At 56.5% G+C, this 16,811-nt stretch carries 17 protein-coding genes; 2 read left to right on the top strand and 15 right to left on the bottom strand.

Annotated elements, in window-relative coordinates:
* Window positions 1-37: 37 nt before the first annotated feature.
* The 5 genes from EL361_RS01795 to EL361_RS01775 form a co-directional block, all read right to left on the bottom strand.
* The gene (locus EL361_RS01795; RefSeq protein ID WP_126375987.1) at window positions 38-826 is read right to left on the bottom strand and encodes an AsmA family protein; all 789 of its coding nucleotides are present in this window, start codon (window positions 824-826) and stop codon (window positions 38-40) included.
* 97 nt (window positions 827-923) lie between these two features.
* Window positions 924-1,370 (bottom strand): DMT family transporter, encoded by a 447-nt coding sequence (locus tag EL361_RS01790; protein ID WP_126375985.1) that lies wholly within the window; start codon window positions 1,368-1,370, stop codon window positions 924-926.
* 2 nt (window positions 1,371-1,372) lie between these two features.
* Window positions 1,373-2,107 (bottom strand): nucleotidyltransferase domain-containing protein, encoded by a 735-nt coding sequence (locus EL361_RS01785; RefSeq protein ID WP_126375983.1) that lies wholly within the window; start codon window positions 2,105-2,107, stop codon window positions 1,373-1,375.
* A 115-nt stretch (window positions 2,108-2,222) separates the two neighbouring features.
* Entirely contained in the window at window positions 2,223-3,134 is a 912-nt protein-coding gene (locus tag EL361_RS01780; RefSeq protein ID WP_126375981.1) for a dihydroorotate dehydrogenase, read from the bottom strand.
* A 12-nt stretch (window positions 3,135-3,146) separates the two neighbouring features.
* On the bottom strand, window positions 3,147-3,947 hold the full coding sequence (locus tag EL361_RS01775) for an iron-sulfur cluster-binding protein (RefSeq protein WP_126375979.1): 801 nt from the start codon (window positions 3,945-3,947) through the stop codon (window positions 3,147-3,149).
* Between the two features lie 68 nt (window positions 3,948-4,015).
* Between EL361_RS01775 and EL361_RS01770 the strand changes: the two genes are divergently transcribed.
* The gene (locus EL361_RS01770; RefSeq protein ID WP_338031058.1) at window positions 4,016-6,004 is read left to right on the top strand and encodes a U32 family peptidase; all 1,989 of its coding nucleotides are present in this window, start codon (window positions 4,016-4,018) and stop codon (window positions 6,002-6,004) included.
* A 2-nt stretch (window positions 6,005-6,006) separates the two neighbouring features.
* Window positions 6,007-7,182 carry a (Fe-S)-binding protein gene (locus EL361_RS01765; protein WP_126375977.1) on the top strand — a complete coding sequence of 392 codons (1,176 nt, stop codon included), beginning with the start codon at window positions 6,007-6,009 and terminating at the stop codon, window positions 7,180-7,182.
* A 286-nt stretch (window positions 7,183-7,468) separates the two neighbouring features.
* Here the strand turns inward: EL361_RS01765 and EL361_RS01760 are convergent, their stop codons facing one another.
* The 10 genes from EL361_RS01760 to EL361_RS01715 all read right to left on the bottom strand — a co-directional run bounded on the left by EL361_RS01760 (window position 7,469) and on the right by EL361_RS01715 (window position 16,782).
* Window positions 7,469-7,813, bottom strand: coding sequence for a phenylpyruvate tautomerase MIF-related protein (locus tag EL361_RS01760; protein WP_126375975.1), 345 nt, complete (start codon window positions 7,811-7,813; stop codon window positions 7,469-7,471).
* A gap of 62 nt (window positions 7,814-7,875) precedes the next feature.
* On the bottom strand, window positions 7,876-8,265 hold the full coding sequence (locus tag EL361_RS01755; protein ID WP_126375973.1) for a cupin domain-containing protein: 390 nt from the start codon (window positions 8,263-8,265) through the stop codon (window positions 7,876-7,878).
* Between the two features lie 205 nt (window positions 8,266-8,470).
* Window positions 8,471-9,364, bottom strand: coding sequence for a flagellin N-terminal helical domain-containing protein (locus EL361_RS01750; RefSeq protein ID WP_126375971.1), 894 nt, complete (start codon window positions 9,362-9,364; stop codon window positions 8,471-8,473).
* Between the two features lie 318 nt (window positions 9,365-9,682).
* The gene (locus EL361_RS01745; protein ID WP_126375969.1) at window positions 9,683-10,024 is read right to left on the bottom strand and encodes an amphi-Trp domain-containing protein; all 342 of its coding nucleotides are present in this window, start codon (window positions 10,022-10,024) and stop codon (window positions 9,683-9,685) included.
* A gap of 61 nt (window positions 10,025-10,085) precedes the next feature.
* Entirely contained in the window at window positions 10,086-11,279 is a 1,194-nt protein-coding gene (locus EL361_RS01740) for a GAK system CofD-like protein (RefSeq protein WP_338031057.1), read from the bottom strand.
* A gap of 136 nt (window positions 11,280-11,415) precedes the next feature.
* Window positions 11,416-11,736 (bottom strand): GAK system XXXCH domain-containing protein, encoded by a 321-nt coding sequence (locus EL361_RS01735; protein ID WP_126375965.1) that lies wholly within the window; start codon window positions 11,734-11,736, stop codon window positions 11,416-11,418.
* Entirely contained in the window at window positions 11,682-11,963 is a 282-nt protein-coding gene (locus EL361_RS01730) for a hypothetical protein (RefSeq protein WP_126375963.1), read from the bottom strand. The genes EL361_RS01735 and EL361_RS01730 overlap by 55 nt, the downstream gene beginning before the upstream one ends.
* Before the next feature lie 247 nt (window positions 11,964-12,210).
* Complete coding sequence (locus tag EL361_RS01725) at window positions 12,211-14,595, bottom strand: penicillin-binding protein 1A (protein WP_126375961.1); 2,385 nt, start codon at window positions 14,593-14,595, stop codon at window positions 12,211-12,213.
* The gene (locus EL361_RS01720) at window positions 14,592-15,155 is read right to left on the bottom strand and encodes a YkgJ family cysteine cluster protein (RefSeq protein WP_126375958.1); all 564 of its coding nucleotides are present in this window, start codon (window positions 15,153-15,155) and stop codon (window positions 14,592-14,594) included. The genes EL361_RS01725 and EL361_RS01720 overlap by 4 nt, the downstream gene beginning before the upstream one ends.
* Before the next feature lies 1 nt (window position 15,156).
* On the bottom strand, window positions 15,157-16,782 hold the full coding sequence (locus EL361_RS01715) for a glycosyltransferase family 39 protein (RefSeq protein ID WP_126375956.1): 1,626 nt from the start codon (window positions 16,780-16,782) through the stop codon (window positions 15,157-15,159).
* Window positions 16,783-16,811 lie beyond the last annotated feature (29 nt).

Here is a 16,811-nt window from a genome sequence, read left to right as displayed (position 1 = left end):
TCTCAGAAAACCTCACAGGACAATCAACCCTCAGTTCTTACTGGAACATCCCCTTGATGCCCTTGCTCAAGTCATCGACGCCCTTCTTGAGGTCGCCGGAGTTGTTCTTCAAATCCTCAAGACTCTTTTCAAGCCCCTTGGTCAGGTTGCCCAACGAACCTGCTGCAGCCTTACCCACAGCCTTGTTCACGGCAGCCATGATCTGGGCAAAGGCCTCGGCAGGAGTGGCTCCGTCCTTATCTTTGCCAATGTCCGTCAGATGGATCTCCGGTAACGGCACGGTCATGACCTCACCGCCAAGGCCAGTGATGGCCAAAGTGATCTCGCCACCCTTGATAAGCAGATTGTCAATCTGAATCTTCTGGCCTCCGCCCGGTTCTTCCTGACCAGACTTCTTGCGCTGTTTTTCGGCAGCCTGCTCCTGACCTGCTGTCTTGTTTACATTATCCAGCAAAGCCTGAATATTCGACTTCCTGCCGGACAACTCATATGTAATCTGAGGAGCGAGGATGGTGATGTCATTGATCACGATGCGATCCGAGGCAAAGGACTCCTTGTCCACCTTGACCCTCACGGCGCCAAGTTTAAATGCACTTTCAGATTTATATCCGGCCGGATTGCCCACGAACAACCCACGTAACTCGCCTTCGCCCGAGAATACGGACACATCGGATGTGTCCAGATGAACAGGTGCGGCAACCAGCTTGGGGCCGAAGGTATTCACGGCCTTTTCAATCAGGGGGTTGATGGACATGATGGTCACTGCAATGGCACCTGCCACCAGCAGAGTCAGTCCCAACCCACCCCAGACAATCAACTTCTTCATGAAACAATCTCCGTCGTTGGTCATTCATATCATTAAGGGCGGTCACCCTTCGGTAACCGCCCCAAGTATAGCCTGATAACGGAACAAATGGGAATACCTAGAATTTTCTGACAAGCACCACGCCGACAATCAAAAAAGCGACCCCCACCAGACGTTGCCAGCTGATGGCGTGCATCGGGTAGCCCAGCAATCCGAAATGATCCAAAGCCAGGGAGGCAATGAGCTGTCCGGTCACCACCAGAGCAAACAGGGTGGTGCCACCCAGACGATAGGCCAACAGCACGGTCATGGTCACGAAAAATGCACCCAGGGTTCCCCCAGTCCAATGCCACCACGGGACCTGCCCCGCAGAACTCAACGAAGGGACGGGGAGCCTGGTTGCGATAACATAAAATGCCAAAGTCACGGTGCCTACAATGAAGGACACAAGCGATGCCAATACTGCGTCGCCTGCCCAGGAGGCCCGGAGTTGGCCGTTGATACCGGCCTGAATGGGAGCCGTTGCCCCGGCAGCCACCGCCAGCAGCAGATACACAATATCCATATTCACCCCTCCAGGGCGTACAGTTCAATAATCGCCTGCACCATGGCCGTCGTCCGCTTCAACAACCCGGCAGCAGATTCAAGGGATTCGGGAACAGCCAAGTGCAAATCCATGGCAGTCTCGCGCCAATCCGCCACTTCGGGCGTCAGGGTACGGGCTGCACGAAACTGAAAGGCCACATCAATATCTCGCGGAGGATGTGTTCCTGCACGCACATGCAGCCCCTGGAGCGCCTTGACCACCGCATAACGACAACGATCACGGCACGCCAACCAGGATTCACTGCCCAGCCGCTTTTCGGCCTCTTCCAAATAGTCCAGGGCCGAAGTACAATATTCATTGCGCAGCACCACCTGGCGATCACGCTCGGCATCCGTGTCCACAGCACTGCGTTCACGCCAGCCCGGCCATTCGTGAAGGAACTTGCCTTCCCGTTCTGCAGGATAGACCATGGCTCCGGGAATGCGAGATTGGCGCAGATATTCTTCGGGGGTACGCACAAAAACATGCACGTCCAGAGGAAATCTTGACAGCGCACGCAGGATATCGCGCTGCACATCATCCGAAGGCTGACCCGAGTCCACCACGGCCACGAAATCCACATCTGAAAACTCGTCTGCGTCTCCACGGGCCTGTGAACCAAAAAGAATCAGTGCCTTGGGAGCAAAGCCGCCCACGATGGCTCGCGCCATATCGTCGATGATCTCTGGATGATCCTCGGCGGAAAGGTATGTCATGGTAAGTATCCGAATCCAATCTGTTGGAAGTGTTCAGTGCGTAAGGGAAGGCCCCGCAGGCTACGAGTCAGTCAACGGCTAATCCGCCGCAATCGATGTTTTTTTCAACAGATGGCTAGACTTGCAGCGAACCTCGATAGTCATCCCAGCTTTCAATGCCAAGCTCGTCCACAAGCGCAGCCAATTCGTCCACCAGACGGAAGGCAAAGTCCGGGCGGATGAAATTGGCTGTGCCCACCTGGACAGCAGTGGCACCCACGAGGATGAATTCAAGAACGTCCTCGGCACTGGTGATACCACCCATGCCGATGATCGGCACATCCACGGCCTGAGCGACCTGCCACACGCAGCGCAGGGCCACGGGCTTGATGGCCGGGCCGGACAGACCACCAATGACGTTGGCCAGACGAGGCTTGCGGGTACGGGCATCCACGGACATGGCGGACAGGGTATTGATCAGGGACACGGCATCGGCCCCGGCATCCACAACGGCCTTGGCCATTGAGGCAATATCCGTGACATTGGGCGTCAGTTTGACAATGACCGGCATCTCTCCACTGCGGTCCTTGACCGCGCGGGTCACCGCCGCTGCCATGGATGGGTCCTGTCCGAAGAGCACTCCACCCGAACTGACGTTGGGGCAGGAGATGTTCACCTCCAGCGCGGCGATGCCTTCCTGTTCGCTCAAATACGCCGCCAGGTCAGCAAATTCACTGGCCGAGCAGGCATAGAGATTGGCAACCACAGCGGTTTCACCCCACGGCAGCAGTTTCAGTCTCTTTTCCACAAAATTTCTGGCCCCGATATTCTGCAGGCCAATGGCATTGAGCATTCCTGCCGGAGCATCGGCGATGCGTGGCATGGGGTTACCTGCACGCGGTTCCAGAGACAACCCCTTGACCACCATGCCGCCCAGCTTCTCCAATTGGCCATAGCGCTTGAATTCCACGCCATACCCAAAAGTTCCCGAGGCGGTCATCACCGGGTTGGACAGTTCCAGACCCGCAATATTCACTCGCATATCCATCGTTACCGCCTCCTACAGCTCAATCTCATCGGACCAGAACACAGGGCCTCGCGCACAAACCGAGACCGGACCTTCGGTCTTGTGATCGCAGACACAGCCCAGACAGGCCCCCACACCGCAGGCCATGCGATTTTCCAGGGAGAGCTGAGCCCGACCACCGTGCTGGTCGGCAACCTTCTTGATGGTCTCCAAAAAGGGCAGCGGACCACAGGCAATGATCAGCCCATCATTACAATACTGTGGTACCGTCTCTTCAATGAGTGCAATAAAATCCATCAGGTCCTGGCGACATGTTTCATGATGCGCCTCGCAGGAACACACGCCCTGTGCGCGTTCCCAGTTATAACAGGCCAAAGGAGGACGATGTCCGAAGATCATGCGCAGGTTCTCGGGTTGTTCATGGCGCTTGACATATTCGTAGAACGGGGCGATGCCGATGCCCCCGGCAAGTACAAGCGTGGGAGTGTCCTTGCGAACAGCAAAGGCATTTCCCAGCGGGCCCCACAAAGTGACGGGCTCCCCCGGTTTCAGGGACGCCAGCTTGCGGGTTCCCTGGCCCATGACCTGAAAGAATATACTAATCCCCTGTTCCTCGTCGGCGCTGGTAATGGAAAACGGACGGCCCATGAGCGGGTCCAGCCCGAAACTCTCGGGACGGACCATCACGAACTGTCCCGGCTTCCAAAGTTTCCAGGCGGCATTATCAAGGCCGGGGTGCTCAAGGGTCAGTTCAATGAACTCTCCATCCCCTTCCCCCTTGCCGAAGCGGGTCAAGGACTTTACTGTAGTGTCCTGACAGGCGTTTCCAAACATGTCCGGTTTTTCCTTTTGAGTCGCGCTCCGGTTCAGCTCGAAGCATCGGCAAACGATACAAGGTTGATATGATGAACTCAAGCCAAAGCCCCGAAGTCCTCGCTCCCGCGGGGGACCGCACCGCCTTTTTGGCCGCGCTGGCAGCAGGGGCGGACGCCATTTACGTAGGCCTCAAGCACTTTTCCGCCCGCATGCAGGCCGACAACTTTTCCGTAGCCGACCTTGCCGCGTTGACCGAACTGGCACGCAGCAAGGACAAACGCGTCTACGTTGCCATGAACACCCTGGTCAAACCTTCAGACGTGGAGTCTGCAGGACGACTGATGGACCGATTGGCCCGCTACGTAAACCCCGCCGGGCTCATTGTCCAGGATTTGGCCATGGTCAACCTGGCACGCCAGACCGGATATGAGGGTGAATTGCACCTGTCCACCCTGGCCAATATCAGTCAGGCAGGTTCACTCAAGGCCATTGCCGAGATGGGCGTGGATCGTGTGGTCGTGCCGCGCGAACTGCATATTGACGAAATCAAGTCCCTGGCCGATGCCTGCCCGGAAAGCCTGAAGCTCGAAGTCTTCGTACATGGGGCGCTGTGCTACAACGTCTCGGGCCGTTGTTACTGGTCCAGCTACATGGGCGGCAAAAGCGGTCTGCGTGGGCGCTGCGTGCAGCCCTGCCGACGCGAATACGACCTGCGTGGCAAGAAGTCCCGCTATTTCTCCTGCAACGACCTGTCCCTGGATGTGCTGACCAGAACACTGGCCACCATTCCTCAGGTTGCAGCCTGGAAAATCGAAGGCCGCAAGAAAGGCCCCCACTACGTCTACTATACCACAAGCGCCTATCGCATGTTGCGTGATGGTGGTGACGACCCCGCGGTCCGCAAAGCGGCCCTGAGCCTGTTGGACCAATCGCTGGGTCGCAAGGGTTCCCATTACTCCTTCCTGCCGCAACGGCGCTACGATCCCACGGACCCGTCTTCCCAGACAGGATCGGGAATGCCCGTGGCTCGCACAGGCAAAACAGCAGGACGCAAGCAGCAGGTCTCCCCGCGTGTTCCGCTGCTCAAGGGCGACTTGTTGCGCGTGGGCTATCAGGATGAACCCTGGCACCAGACCGTCCGAGTGACCCGCAACGTGCCCAAAGGTGGGCGTCTCGATTTCATGTCCCAACGCCCTCCCAAGGGTGGCACTCCGGTCTTTCTCATCGACCGCCGTGAACCGGAACTGAGCGAAGCCATTGCCGGACTTCAGCGCGAGCTGGACAGCGTCCGTGTTGCCAAACCGGGAGCCAGCGAGTTCATTCCCGAACTCCCCAGAGGACTCCGCGGTGGCGGCAAGGGTAAGGTTCGCTTCGAAATCATCAACGTCAACCGACGTCCGCCCAAACGCATGTTCAAGGGTGCCAAGGCCGCCCTGTGGCTGGCTCCAAAGATGCTTCTCAAAGGCGCGGCCAACTACCAGTTGTGGATGCCTCCGGTCATCTGGCCCGAAGAGGAGAAACTCTGGTTTGACACTGTGTCCCGAGCTTACAAAGCCGGAGCCAGACGTTTTGTACTGGGTGCTCCATGGCAGTTGCATCTGTTCGAGAATTTCCTGGCACACGCCAAAGGGCGCGCCCTGGAACTATGGGCAGGACCCTTCTGCAACATCGCCAATCCCCTTGCCCTGGCGGAACTGAAGACCATGGGCTTTGCCGGTGCCGTAGTCAGTCCGGAACTGGCCCGCGAGGACATTCTGGCCCTGCCAAAGCACAGCCCATTGCCCCTTGGTTTTGTGACCTACGGCAACTGGCCCATGGGGATCACGCGCATCAAACCCGAAAGCTTCAAGACCGAAAAACCCATGGCCAGCCCCATGGGTGAGGTCTGCTGGACCCGGCGCTATGGTCAAAACAACTGGATTTTCCCCAGCTGGGGCATTGATCTGCGCGACAAGGAAAGAGAACTGACCTCAGCCGGATATGCCATGTTCGCGCACATCTTCGAGTCCGTCCCCCGCGAAGTGCCCGCACCTAACCGCATCAGCACCTTCAACTGGGACCTGAACCTGATCTAATCATGAGCCGCAGGAAAAACACCTCGGTTATGCCCGCGCCGCCGTCCACGGTCTTTGCCCTGGACGAGCGGCTCGAGCATATGCGCCAGAACTGCATTGAATGCGGCGTCTGCGTGCGTGAGTGTGCCTTCCTGCGACGCTACGGCACTCCCTGGCGCATCGCCGGGGAATGGAACAGCCCGCGCACTGAACGTGAGCGTCTGCCCTTCTCCTGCAGCCTTTGTGGCCTCTGCACCACGGTCTGCCCTCTGGACCTCGACCCCAAAGCACTGTTTCTGGACATGCGCCGATCGGCTGTGCGCGAAGGTCTTGGTCATTTCCCCGAGCACAACCGACTGGTGGACTACGAGACGCGCGGGACTTCCTCGCGCTACACTTGGTACGGCTTGCCCGATGGCTGCGACACGGTGTTCTTTCCAGGCTGCACCTTCCCGGGCACGCGCCCTGCGGTCACGCGCAAACTCTTCACCTTCCTGATGAGCAAGGTCCCCAACCTCGGCGTTGTCATGGACTGCTGCACCAAGCCGTCTCACGACCTTGGGCGCGAACAGGCCTTTGACGAACGCTTCTCTGAAATGCGCGATTGGCTGGTGAAGCGAGGAATACGCAGGGTGCTGGTCAACTGCCCCAACTGCTACGGGGTTTTTGAAAAAAATGGGGGCCAAATTCGCCCCGAGACCGTTTATGAATATCTAGCGGCCAACGGTGTCCCCGAAAATGCAAACCTCTCGGGCGCTGTATCGGTCCATGACCCCTGCCCCCTACGTGACCACCCCGAGGCGCACAAGTCAGTCCGCACCTTGCTGGACCGCATGGGTCTTGAAGTGAAGGAGATGAAGCACCACGGCATGAACACCGTGTGCTGTGGTGAAGGCGGTAATGTCGCCCCGGTGGACCGCCAGTTGGCAACGCAATGGGGCAATATCCGACGCGAGGAATCTCGGGGGAGGACGGTGGTCACCTACTGCGCTGGTTGCACGGCGTATCTCTCAAGCTATGTACCCGCGGTCCACGTCCTCGATCTGGCCTTCTTCCCCAAACAAGCCGCTGCCGGGCAGGCCAAGATATCCGCCGCTCCCTTGACCTACCTCAATCGCCTGCGCTTGAAAGCCTGGTTCAAACGCACAATCAAGGCCGCACACGAACGTGTACGGCCCGAAAAGCCATCACAGTCATAAGACCATTTGTTCCAATTCCTGATTTTACTGCTGCCCACTGAAAACAGGATGTTCAAAAAGAAACAGTGCGCAACGCAAGGCATCATCAAGATCACTGCGTATTTCGTGCAAACCTCCCGCGACAACTCCTCAGACGGCCAGATTATAGCAACTGCCCTTCCCCAACGGCGACGCTGGGTGGTTGAATGCAAGGCGCAAAAGTCCTTCAAACTCGCAGCGTTTCAAGACATATGTGAGAGGTTGAAGGACTCGAAGCAACAAAACAGATGGCCATCCCTCGCCGCCGTTAGAAGGTGGCGCCGTTCCAGCCAAACAAACACCGCTCCAAATTCTTGAATTCAATATAGACATGCTCGGCAGGCACCCCGATTTCAGCGGTCAGTAATTCGCAGATGCCTGCGGACTGGTCGGCGCACACGCCCTCGTTCAGACCAATACTCTTGAACTCCACATAGGCGGCAGGACCGAACGAGCCTCCGTGCATCAGGGTGACTCCGGCTTGCACCTGGGCCATGACCCATTGCTCGGGTTTACCGGTCAACTCCGATGCCAGGGTCGACAGCTTGCGCGTCAATTCCTGTCGTGCTGCCTCATCCAGATCAACATTGGTCTGCACTTTCACATACGGCATTCGCACCTCCCAAGGCCGTTCAGTTGGTTACGGCCTGTCTTTTCATCATAGGAATCCAATCCTCAACGATCAACAGCCTGCTCCTGGTCTTTCGGTCCACAGAGTTCGGTATCATCATGGGTATAGGCAGGGGAACAGCAGCACAATACACGCAGGTCCTGTTTCCCTGTGTTCCTGATGTGATGTTCCGTGCCCGGTGCTATAAGCACCGTATCTCCCTGCGACACGTCAAAACTCTCAGCACCAAGCACCATGCGGCCCCGTCCGGCCGTGACATGATAGAGTTCCTCCGTCCTGTGGTGCACATGGGCCATTGTGGTGGCATGCGGCGGCACGATGGCCTCAGCCAGGCTTTGCCCGCAGACAGGATGCTGACTTGGGTGCATCAGTTCGCGAATAATGGAGCCATCCTTGGTGATGTAGGGGGATATGTCATCGTATCTTGTTTTCATGGCCTGACCATGCCGTAAAGAAGACGGCTTGAAAAGCCGGGCGGCAACGAAACCAACCATAATCGTGACATCCAAACGCAGAAAAGGCGGGGCCGATGGGCCCCGCCTTTCGCGAGTGGCATTAACTGTCTCTGGTCCGTTGATCTTCATGTTCAACGGAGAATGGATGGGCGCAAGCCGGTCATCAAGACTCACGCCGCATCAACTACCCCCCCAGCAGACTCATTGCCATCCGCGGCAGCGAGTTGGCCTGGGCCAGCATGGCGACCGCAGACTGGGACATGATCTGGTTACGCACGAATTCGGTCATCTCGAGGGACACGTCCACATCCGAGATACGGGATTCGGCGGCCTGCAGGTTCTCGGCCTGAATCTGCAGGTTGCTGATTGTGTTTTCCAGTCGGTTCTGGATACCACCCAGAGCCGCGCGAATCTTGTCCTTGGACACGATGGCATTCTTGATACCGTCAAGGGCGTTCTGCGCCGCAGACTGGGTCGAGATCGTGAAACCGGCAGACGTGGAAGCCGCCTGATTGCCAACTCCCATGGCCGAAGCCGTGGAGGTGTTGATCTGGACGTAGTAATAGTCCTCGGCGCTGTCATTGCCGGTACCGAAGTGAACCTTCAGCTTGCCAGAGCTCACAAGCCCCGATCCAGTATGAGTCGAACCGGAAAGGTTACCGTTCAACAGATAGATACCGTTGAAGTCCGTGGCATTGGCGATTCGAGTGATTTCCGAAGCCATGGCCTGATACTCGGAGTCGATGATCAGACGCTGGTCGGAGTTGTAGGTACCCGTAGAAGCCTGTTCGGCCAGTTCCTTCATACGGATGAGTTTTTCATCGATAACCTGGAGCGCACCGTCGGCGGTCTGGATCATCGAAATCGCATCGTTGGCGTTACGCACGCCCTGTCCAAGAGCGGCGATGTCCGAGCGCATCAGCTCTCGAACGGCCAGTCCGGCCGCGTCGTCAGCGGCGATACCGACGCGCAGGCCAGATGACAGGCGGCGGATTGATGTTCCCAGAGCACTGTACGACTGGCTCAGGTTGCGGGACGCATTAGCGGCCATCAAGTTGTTATTAATTACGAGCGACATAGCCTTTCCTCCTTGAATGTCTAGGCTTCCGTGCTGAATCTGAGGCTGTCGGTCGCGTCTAGTGCCCACTGACGCTTGACCTGTTGCCCCAACCCACTCGCAAGTCTTATCGGCTTGAATCAGGGTAACTTTAGTGTTTTTCCAATCCTGATCCGAAAAAAGTCCTCTCTTCATCAATATATCCAATAAATACAAGCAAATATAAACATCTCTTTTGTAACAAAAAACAACATCGCTCTGCCCATGGCTCAGACAACTCATCCAAAAAAAGCCCCGACAGGCGAACCAGACGGGGCAATATCGGTGAACAAGCGGTACCTAATTCTTGGTTTTACCGGATGGCTTTGAGGTGGTCTTCTTGGCGGGTATAGTGGATTCTGACTTGACCGGCATGGCATCGTCGTCCACCGGCAAAATCCGAATGGCCTGCTGTTCCTGATCCGTACTCCAGACCACCTCAAGGGAAAACTTTTGACTGCCCTTTTTGGACTTGGCCTGAACTTCCAGGTCGACAACATCAGGAGGGCAGAGCATCAGCGAGTCCTCATCCTGCTCAATCAGGATCTTGCCAGCACGCAGGCTTTTGGCAAATTCCTCCAGGTATTCAGCAGCCTGAGCACGGCCTTGAACGGCCTTCAGGGAAATCTTGTCCTTGCCCATAGTTTTCCTCCGACGTTAGCACGTTCACCCCCGCCCGCCCCCATGGCTCAATGCCTCGGGATCAGGTGAGCGACAGCAACACTTCAGCCAGCTTCGCACCATCAAGATACGGGCTGCTGGCCTCCGTGACCAGGGAACAATCAATGATCTCCAAGCCCCAACTTCTGATCAATTTTTGATCGATGGGGCCGGGGTACTTCCCGTTCTTGATATCCAGCAACACAAAATTGAGAATTTCAGCATCCGCAATCTCATTCGGGGCATCCCGGCGTAGATACCCCAGCAAAATGCCGATCTGATCCGTTACCGACAAGCCCTTGGCCTCGGGGTCCATTCCCAGGTTGGGTACAAAGACCTTGGAGCAGGAGTTGGCAGCAATGGCGCTCCCCACGCCTGAAGGCAACAGATTGGCCACCACACTGGAATAGAAGCTGCCAATGGGATAGCAAATCAATTCCGCTTCTGCGATGAGTTCCTTCATCTTATTGCGGATAGGAACATCCACAACCGTGCGACCCTCCAGAGTCTGGGTCAGCCGCAAACTCCGGATTGTTTCATGGATGGGTCCAGTTTCCTTTCCCGTAATCAGATGCTGGCCAATAATGACCTCGCCGTTGTCCAGCTCCGCCATCAGATGCATGTCCTTGTTGACGACGGGGCGCACCGTTCCGCGCGCCTGAACCAACTTTGAGAAAATATAGATCACCGGGTCCATACGCCGTTGGTGTTCCAGATATCCCGCGGCGAGTACCAAATTCCCGATACTTGCCCCGGTAAGATCGAAATCCGATGGCATTGAGTCCTGGAAACTCTGCAGATGGTGGCGAATAATCTTGCGCATTGGGTCGGGAATACAGGAAACCAACCTATGGTTCCCCTTGGTCATACGCTCCAACTCATCTTGCAGTTCTCCAGAACTGGCCTCCTTGGGAAGGCGATGCGCAAACAGCCTGAAGATCTCCTCATTGCCGAGCAGGCTCCTGTCCGCAAGGGCCATCAGCCGATTGCGGATATCCCCTACGGCGGGCATTCTGAACGCCTTGCGCAGCTTGGCGGAACTGCCGCCGGAATCAAAGGGAGTAATGATGTGAATGGTATTATGAGACCAGCGCAGCATCTCCCGGGAAAGCTCGCGCAAGGCCGTTCCTCCAGAAAAGAACAACACCTTGGGACCAAGCTCAGGGCTCCTTGCCATTCGCTCCAGACGCAACGGATCCGGTAAATGGACGTCCTTGCTGATACGGATTCGGACCACGATTTCCCTTTGGTTAGATCAGTGCTTAAGACGAAGACAGAACCAATAATTCAACCCGAACCAGACAACAGCCTTCTCCCAACATCTCTTCTCGAGGACCTAGGCTGTCATACAGCTATGCCCGCAGTCCTAATAATTACTTATACATGCGGTGACAAATTTTCACACAATTCGTGATCGCCTGATGGGCCGCGCGAAGCTCGACCAGATCAGAGGCCTTCCAGGCTTTAGTGAAAGAGTCTATCGCCTCGTTATATGTGCCGTAATACTCGTCACCATCGCCGGGACTACGCACGATCAAAGCAGAATCGACCAAAAAGCGGTCCACCACGACTACGTCGGGAAGCGCCCCTGCTGCCAAGGCAACCTTGATGGTTCTGAAATCCCTCTTCATCCTTTTCTTCACTTCAGAATAGTCGAAGGAGGCATGATCCTGAAGGACCGCACTGCCTTCCACTTTATCCTCCGGTCCGCCCCCCCTTCGGTAGAAAGCGTATCCTGATAATCCACCTTGAGGCGAATAACTCCCTGCCCGAGTTCATACTTCAGATTCAGCTTGAGCCTGGAAATATTATCATAATCAAGACACTCCATCCCTGCCAAGTGCTTTGCCAGCACTTCGGTCAAGGCCTGTATCTCGGTTCCATTGAGGGTCTTTTCAAACTTCACGAACCTACCAGCCATCAAATCCTCCATCTTTAAACCCGGGGCAAGTCTTTCCGCCTTTCAGACTCGGAGTCTTCACTCTCTCGAATTCCATTCTAACCGTTTGGACGTGATTTTCAAACATTCTCAAACAAATTTCATGACTCAGGTAATATACAGGTTGAGATGCCATTCATACTGATATTCACAGCCAGCCTCACATCCTCAAAAAAACGCCGCAGTCTGGTTGCAGACTGCGGCGTTGTGATTGGATTGGGGGAATGACTTAATAAATCTGCTTCAGCAGATCCTCACCCTTGCTCGACGTCGATGGATTCGGTCCACTACCGCCGCCATCCTGAGCCGTTTCGGTAGGCTGGGTTCCGTCCTTGAAGGGCAGGAAGTAGGTCTTCTCGGATTTCGGACCGGCAAGAAGGCCCGAGGCCGCGTCAATACGAGCCATGACAATGCCCGGAGGCTGCGGAAAGTCCTCGATTGGATATTCGGCCTCCACGGCCATGCGATAATCCACCCACAGAGGCGACGCCGCTCGCGAACCGGTCTCGTACTTGCCCATGGGTGTCAGCTGATCAAAGCCCACATACACAACAGACAACAGGTACGGGCTGTACCCCACGAACCAGGCATCCTGTTCATCATTGGAGGTTCCGGTCTTGCCAGCAACAGGGCGTTTGAGCACCCTGGCGCGCCAGCCCGTACCATCACGCACAACCTCTTTCATCAGCGAGGCAATGATGTAGGCCGTCTGGGGGCTGATGGCATCGGAATACTCAGGCTCGTTTATTTCCAACTCATCGCCCCAAGCGCTTTCTACCTTCAAGATAATCCGGGGCTTGACGATGGACCCACCACGGGCAAAGGCGGTGTACGCCTGCGCCAGATTCAAAGGCGAAACCGGGGCGGAACCCAAACTCACGGAAAGATCCTCGGGGAAGTCAGCCTCAAGTCCCAGGGCCTTTGCACGCTCGATGATCTTGCGCACACCAAGCCGTTGAGCCACGCGGATGGTGACCAGGTTACGGGATTTGCACAAGGCGTTGCGAAGCAAAGTCGGGCCAAAGAACACGCCCTCGAAATTCTCGGGTTTCCAGACCTTGTCAGTCTCGGAATCAGTATAGACAATGGGCGCATCAAGCATCACACTGGATGGGGTAAAGCCATTGTCCAATGCAGTGGAATAGACAATGGGTTTGAAGGCCGAGCCGGGTTGACGCTCGGCTTGTGTCGCCCTGTTGAACTGACTTTCCGCAAAGGAATAGCCCCCCACCAGTGCCAAAACTTCACCGCTACGCGGATCGATGGAGACCAACGCACCCTGAACCACGGGTCTGCGCCTGAGTGCCAGCTCCCACACCGGGCCACCCTTGGGCGCCTTTGTCCCGGGGTTGAGAACCGAAGGAGGCACTGCCTTGACCTCAGCCCAGACCACATCGCCAGATTTGAGCACAAGTGCGCAGTCCTTGACCGGCGGTACGTCCTCGGTCGCTTTGGATGGATCGGGAGTCCGTGCCCAGGACAGGTCCTTGGCCTTAATCACTCCCTTGAACTCGCCAAAACGAACCAGAGCCTGATCCTTCTCCACCTCGGACACAAGAACCTCAATCCATTCGCCAGGCTCCAGCGCCTCGACCACAAAAGGATTTTCCGTAAGGTAGGTCTCGCGCTGCTCCTCTTCCAGATGGCTGTTGGGGCCGGTCCAGCCACGCCTGCGGGCAGAGGCCTCAAGACCTTTGCGCACAGAACGTTCGGCAGCCACCTGATGCGTCAAGTCGACACCGGTGTACACATGCATGCCCGAATTATAGACCCGATCCTCGCCGTAATGATCGATGAGTCTCCGGCGAACTTCCTCGAGATAGTAGGCCCCTTGGTGCCAGGACGGGTCTTCCATGCTCTTGAAGACCAGTTCCTCGGCCAGGGCATCGTCGTATTGCTCCTGAGTGATCCAATTCTGATCCAGCATCCGCGAAAGCACATAATGCTGCCGAGAAATTGCCTTCTCGGGATCGGCAAAGGGATTGAACTTGCTGGGGGCCTTGGGCAAGCCAGCCAACAGTGCAGCCTGGGCAACGGAAAGGTCCTTGGCGTGCACCCCGAAATACGTCCGGGCTGCGGACTCAATGCCATAGGCCCGTGCCCCGAAGAATATCTGATTCAGATAAATGGTCAGGATTTCGTCTTTGGTCAGGAACCGCTCAAGGCGATAGGCCAAAATCCCTTCCTTGATCTTGCGCTTGTAGCTTCGCTCAGGGGTCAGCAGCAGGGATTTGATGACCTGTTGCGTAATGGTCGAGCCACCCTGCACCACATGCCCTGCCTGAAGGTTCTTGACGAAGGCCCGGAAGATGGCCAACAGGTCCACGCCCTCATGCTCGTAAAAGCCCGAGTCCTCTGCTGCCAGAAAAACACGAGAGACGTGGTTGGGCAATTCGTCGATGGTCACCAGAAAGCGGCGTTCCTTGTAGAAATAACCCAGGACCCGATTATCACGGGCATAGACCGTGGTCACAAGCGGTGGATTGTAATCCGTAATGCGCTTGAAATCAGGCAGGTCCAGAGAGGCCCAGTAATACATACCACCAACCAAAGCGGCGGCAAGAATAGCTCCGCCGCCAAACAGCGCGGCCAGAACGATAACTACTTTTTTCATGATTTTTTCCGATGACACTTGTCTATTCCAGGCAGCCCTTTGCGTGGGGCCAGGCCCCAGGCCAGTCTGAGCCTGCCGTAGAGTTCTTTCAATCGTTTATCGGACTCTCCCACGAGAGCCAGCATTCGTAACCGGGTTCGTGCTTCGCGCTGCAACAGACAGCGGGAGGCAGCGAACACGTTCAATTTCCCCCCTGCAAACCAGAAAGGAAACAGACGACAATAATATGGCCGTGCCTCACGAGGCAGCCGGCAGCCCTCGGGCCCCAGCAACCGGCAGCGCCCCTGTTCGTCAACAGCGAGCCGGATGTGAAATTTCGTTCCTGGAAACAGCTTGTCCACTGCCTGCTGCTCACCGGGGAACAGCTTATGCAGATTTTCCACAAAACCATCCGTGTTGGCCTGCTGGGCAAAAGCGCCCTCATCACCGGCCAACTCCTTGAGAATCCGATCCCGCTCCATCTCCGACAAGGGAAAGCAGAACTCCTCGTTTCCGGGGTCCAGCTGACAGCAGGTCGGCCCTTTTTGGGCGCATCTGGCGCAGACGTGCGGATCGGACATATCAGTACTCCGTGCTGACCATTGGCGGCCACTCTCCCTTGTACCCGTAGCACAAGAAAATCGTGAATCTTCGCGCTGGTCGGCCTCCGTGGGTAGACTGATAGTTCATTCCCTCGATTTTATCAAAGAGCAGAGGGACCTCGGGAAGCGTGCCCTTGTCAAAGCCCTTGCGTACAAAAATAGCACCGGCCCCGACAGGATAATCCGGCCCGGGCCACAGGTCGTACTGATTGAGCCTGCGCCCCGTGGTCGCACAGAAAGCCCGCTGCTGTCCGGGCACGAAAAACGACAGGGCCGAGGTCACGTCATAGTGATCACCGAACAGGAACACATTGTCGGGATCATCAAACCGGGTCCGCCGTAGTTCGTCGATCTCGCGCCCCAGATCACTCCAGCCCTTGAGATGCAATGCGGGGTTCTCCAACGCAAACGACGTTTCGGTGAACGGAACTTTCCCTTCCAGACGCCAAGGGATCGGCAGACGATCATGAACCAGGAATACGGCAAAAAAAGCAGCGCCGATCACGGGCCACAGCCAAACCTTCCAGGTACGGCCAGACAGCTCACGCCAGATTCGATCCCAGATCACTGCCGCCAGAATCATACCCGAGGCATAACTCACGGCCGACCAGTTGGGATGGACCTTGGTGTGAAAACACCAGACCGCGAAAAAGCCCCAGACCGGCCAGAATCCAACGGCAAGCAGTGCGACCTGCCTGTACTCCAGGGCTTCAGTAGCCTTGGCTGCACGTGCGTGGCTTCCGAACAGACGCGTCAACACTCCCCAGGCACCATACACGCAGAAGCAGAACCACCACGGCATCAGCAGTCCAAACTGACTGCCAAAATATTCGGGAAAACGATCAAAGCGCAGCCACTGCCCGGAGCCCTTACCCGCCATCCCTCCAAGATGCGCAACATGCTTGAAGCCTGCAAAATCATTGCCCACGTTCCAGAGAAGAATGGGCATAAGCCCCACAAATGAACCGGCCAGGAGCGTCACGAACAGCCGCTTCCAGAACAAACTACCCGCCTGCATACGACGCAGGAGCAACAGCCCGTAAAGAATCGCTGTCCCGGAAAAGGCCAGCATCATGTACTTGCCCCATGTCCCCAGCGCCAGAGCTACTCCCATGACCACGAACGGCCACAGGCGTTCCGGTCGACGTCCAGCCTCATACAACGCAAACAATGCCGCCCACCAGCAGACCATAAGCGGACTGTCAGTGGTCATCAAAATGCCAGAAGCCATGAAGAAAATCGTTGTGTTGAGCACGACCAGGGTCAACAGGCCCAGGCGGGGCCTGTTCCAGAGACCTGCAATCCCCACATACAAAATGCATTGCGACGCAAACGATCCTGCGATGGCCCCGGCGCGAACTCCCAACGCCGTATCGCCAAACAACCAGGAACCTGCGCTGATGATATAGGCAATCAGCGGGCCCTTGGTGAAATAGGACAGCTGCGGGGTACGCGACCAGTCCCAATACTGGGCCTCATCCTGGACCAAATCCAACTGCCCGGACTGCACAAACCACACACGCAGAGCCGTGGTGCCCAAAATGAGAAGGCCGGCCCAAATCTCTGGCCGGCATCCCCAGAACCTCTGTTCTCGCGGGTCATTCATTGCGTTTATCGCCTTTGTTGGGGGCTCCG

The organism is Desulfovibrio ferrophilus (genome assembly GCF_003966735.1).
In the GTDB taxonomy this organism is placed as follows: Bacteria; Desulfobacterota; Desulfovibrionia; order Desulfovibrionales; family Desulfovibrionaceae; genus Desulfovibrio_Q; species Desulfovibrio_Q ferrophilus.
This window is presented reverse-complemented; position numbering and strand designations above follow the sequence as displayed.

What these genes read in the sequence shown, in the direction of transcription:
- EL361_RS01795 (WP_126375987.1), bottom strand. Translation starts at nt 826, where the DNA reads ATGAAGAAGTTGATTGTCTGGGGTGGGTTGGGACTGACTCTGCTGGTG.
- EL361_RS01790 (WP_126375985.1), bottom strand. Translation starts at nt 1,370, where the DNA reads ATGGATATTGTGTATCTGCTGCTGGCGGTGGCTGCCGGGGCAACGGCT.
- EL361_RS01785 (WP_126375983.1), bottom strand. Translation starts at nt 2,107, where the DNA reads ATGACATACCTTTCCGCCGAGGATCATCCAGAGATCATCGACGATATG.
- EL361_RS01780 (WP_126375981.1), bottom strand. Translation starts at nt 3,134, where the DNA reads ATGGATATGCGAGTGAATATTGCGGGTCTGGAACTGTCCAACCCGGTG.
- EL361_RS01775 (WP_126375979.1), bottom strand. Translation starts at nt 3,947, where the DNA reads ATGTTTGGAAACGCCTGTCAGGACACTACAGTAAAGTCCTTGACCCGC.
- EL361_RS01770 (WP_338031058.1), top strand. Translation starts at nt 4,016, where the DNA reads ATGATGAACTCAAGCCAAAGCCCCGAAGTCCTCGCTCCCGCGGGGGAC.
- EL361_RS01765 (WP_126375977.1), top strand. Translation starts at nt 6,007, where the DNA reads ATGAGCCGCAGGAAAAACACCTCGGTTATGCCCGCGCCGCCGTCCACG.
- EL361_RS01760 (WP_126375975.1), bottom strand. Translation starts at nt 7,813, where the DNA reads ATGCCGTATGTGAAAGTGCAGACCAATGTTGATCTGGATGAGGCAGCA.
- EL361_RS01755 (WP_126375973.1), bottom strand. Translation starts at nt 8,265, where the DNA reads ATGAAAACAAGATACGATGACATATCCCCCTACATCACCAAGGATGGC.
- EL361_RS01750 (WP_126375971.1), bottom strand. Translation starts at nt 9,364, where the DNA reads ATGTCGCTCGTAATTAATAACAACTTGATGGCCGCTAATGCGTCCCGC.
- EL361_RS01745 (WP_126375969.1), bottom strand. Translation starts at nt 10,024, where the DNA reads ATGGGCAAGGACAAGATTTCCCTGAAGGCCGTTCAAGGCCGTGCTCAG.
- EL361_RS01730 (WP_126375963.1), bottom strand. Translation starts at nt 11,963, where the DNA reads ATGGCTGGTAGGTTCGTGAAGTTTGAAAAGACCCTCAATGGAACCGAG.
- EL361_RS01725 (WP_126375961.1), bottom strand. Translation starts at nt 14,595, where the DNA reads ATGAAAAAAGTAGTTATCGTTCTGGCCGCGCTGTTTGGCGGCGGAGCT.
- EL361_RS01720 (WP_126375958.1), bottom strand. Translation starts at nt 15,155, where the DNA reads ATGTCCGATCCGCACGTCTGCGCCAGATGCGCCCAAAAAGGGCCGACC.
- EL361_RS01715 (WP_126375956.1), bottom strand. Translation starts at nt 16,782, where the DNA reads ATGAATGACCCGCGAGAACAGAGGTTCTGGGGATGCCGGCCAGAGATT.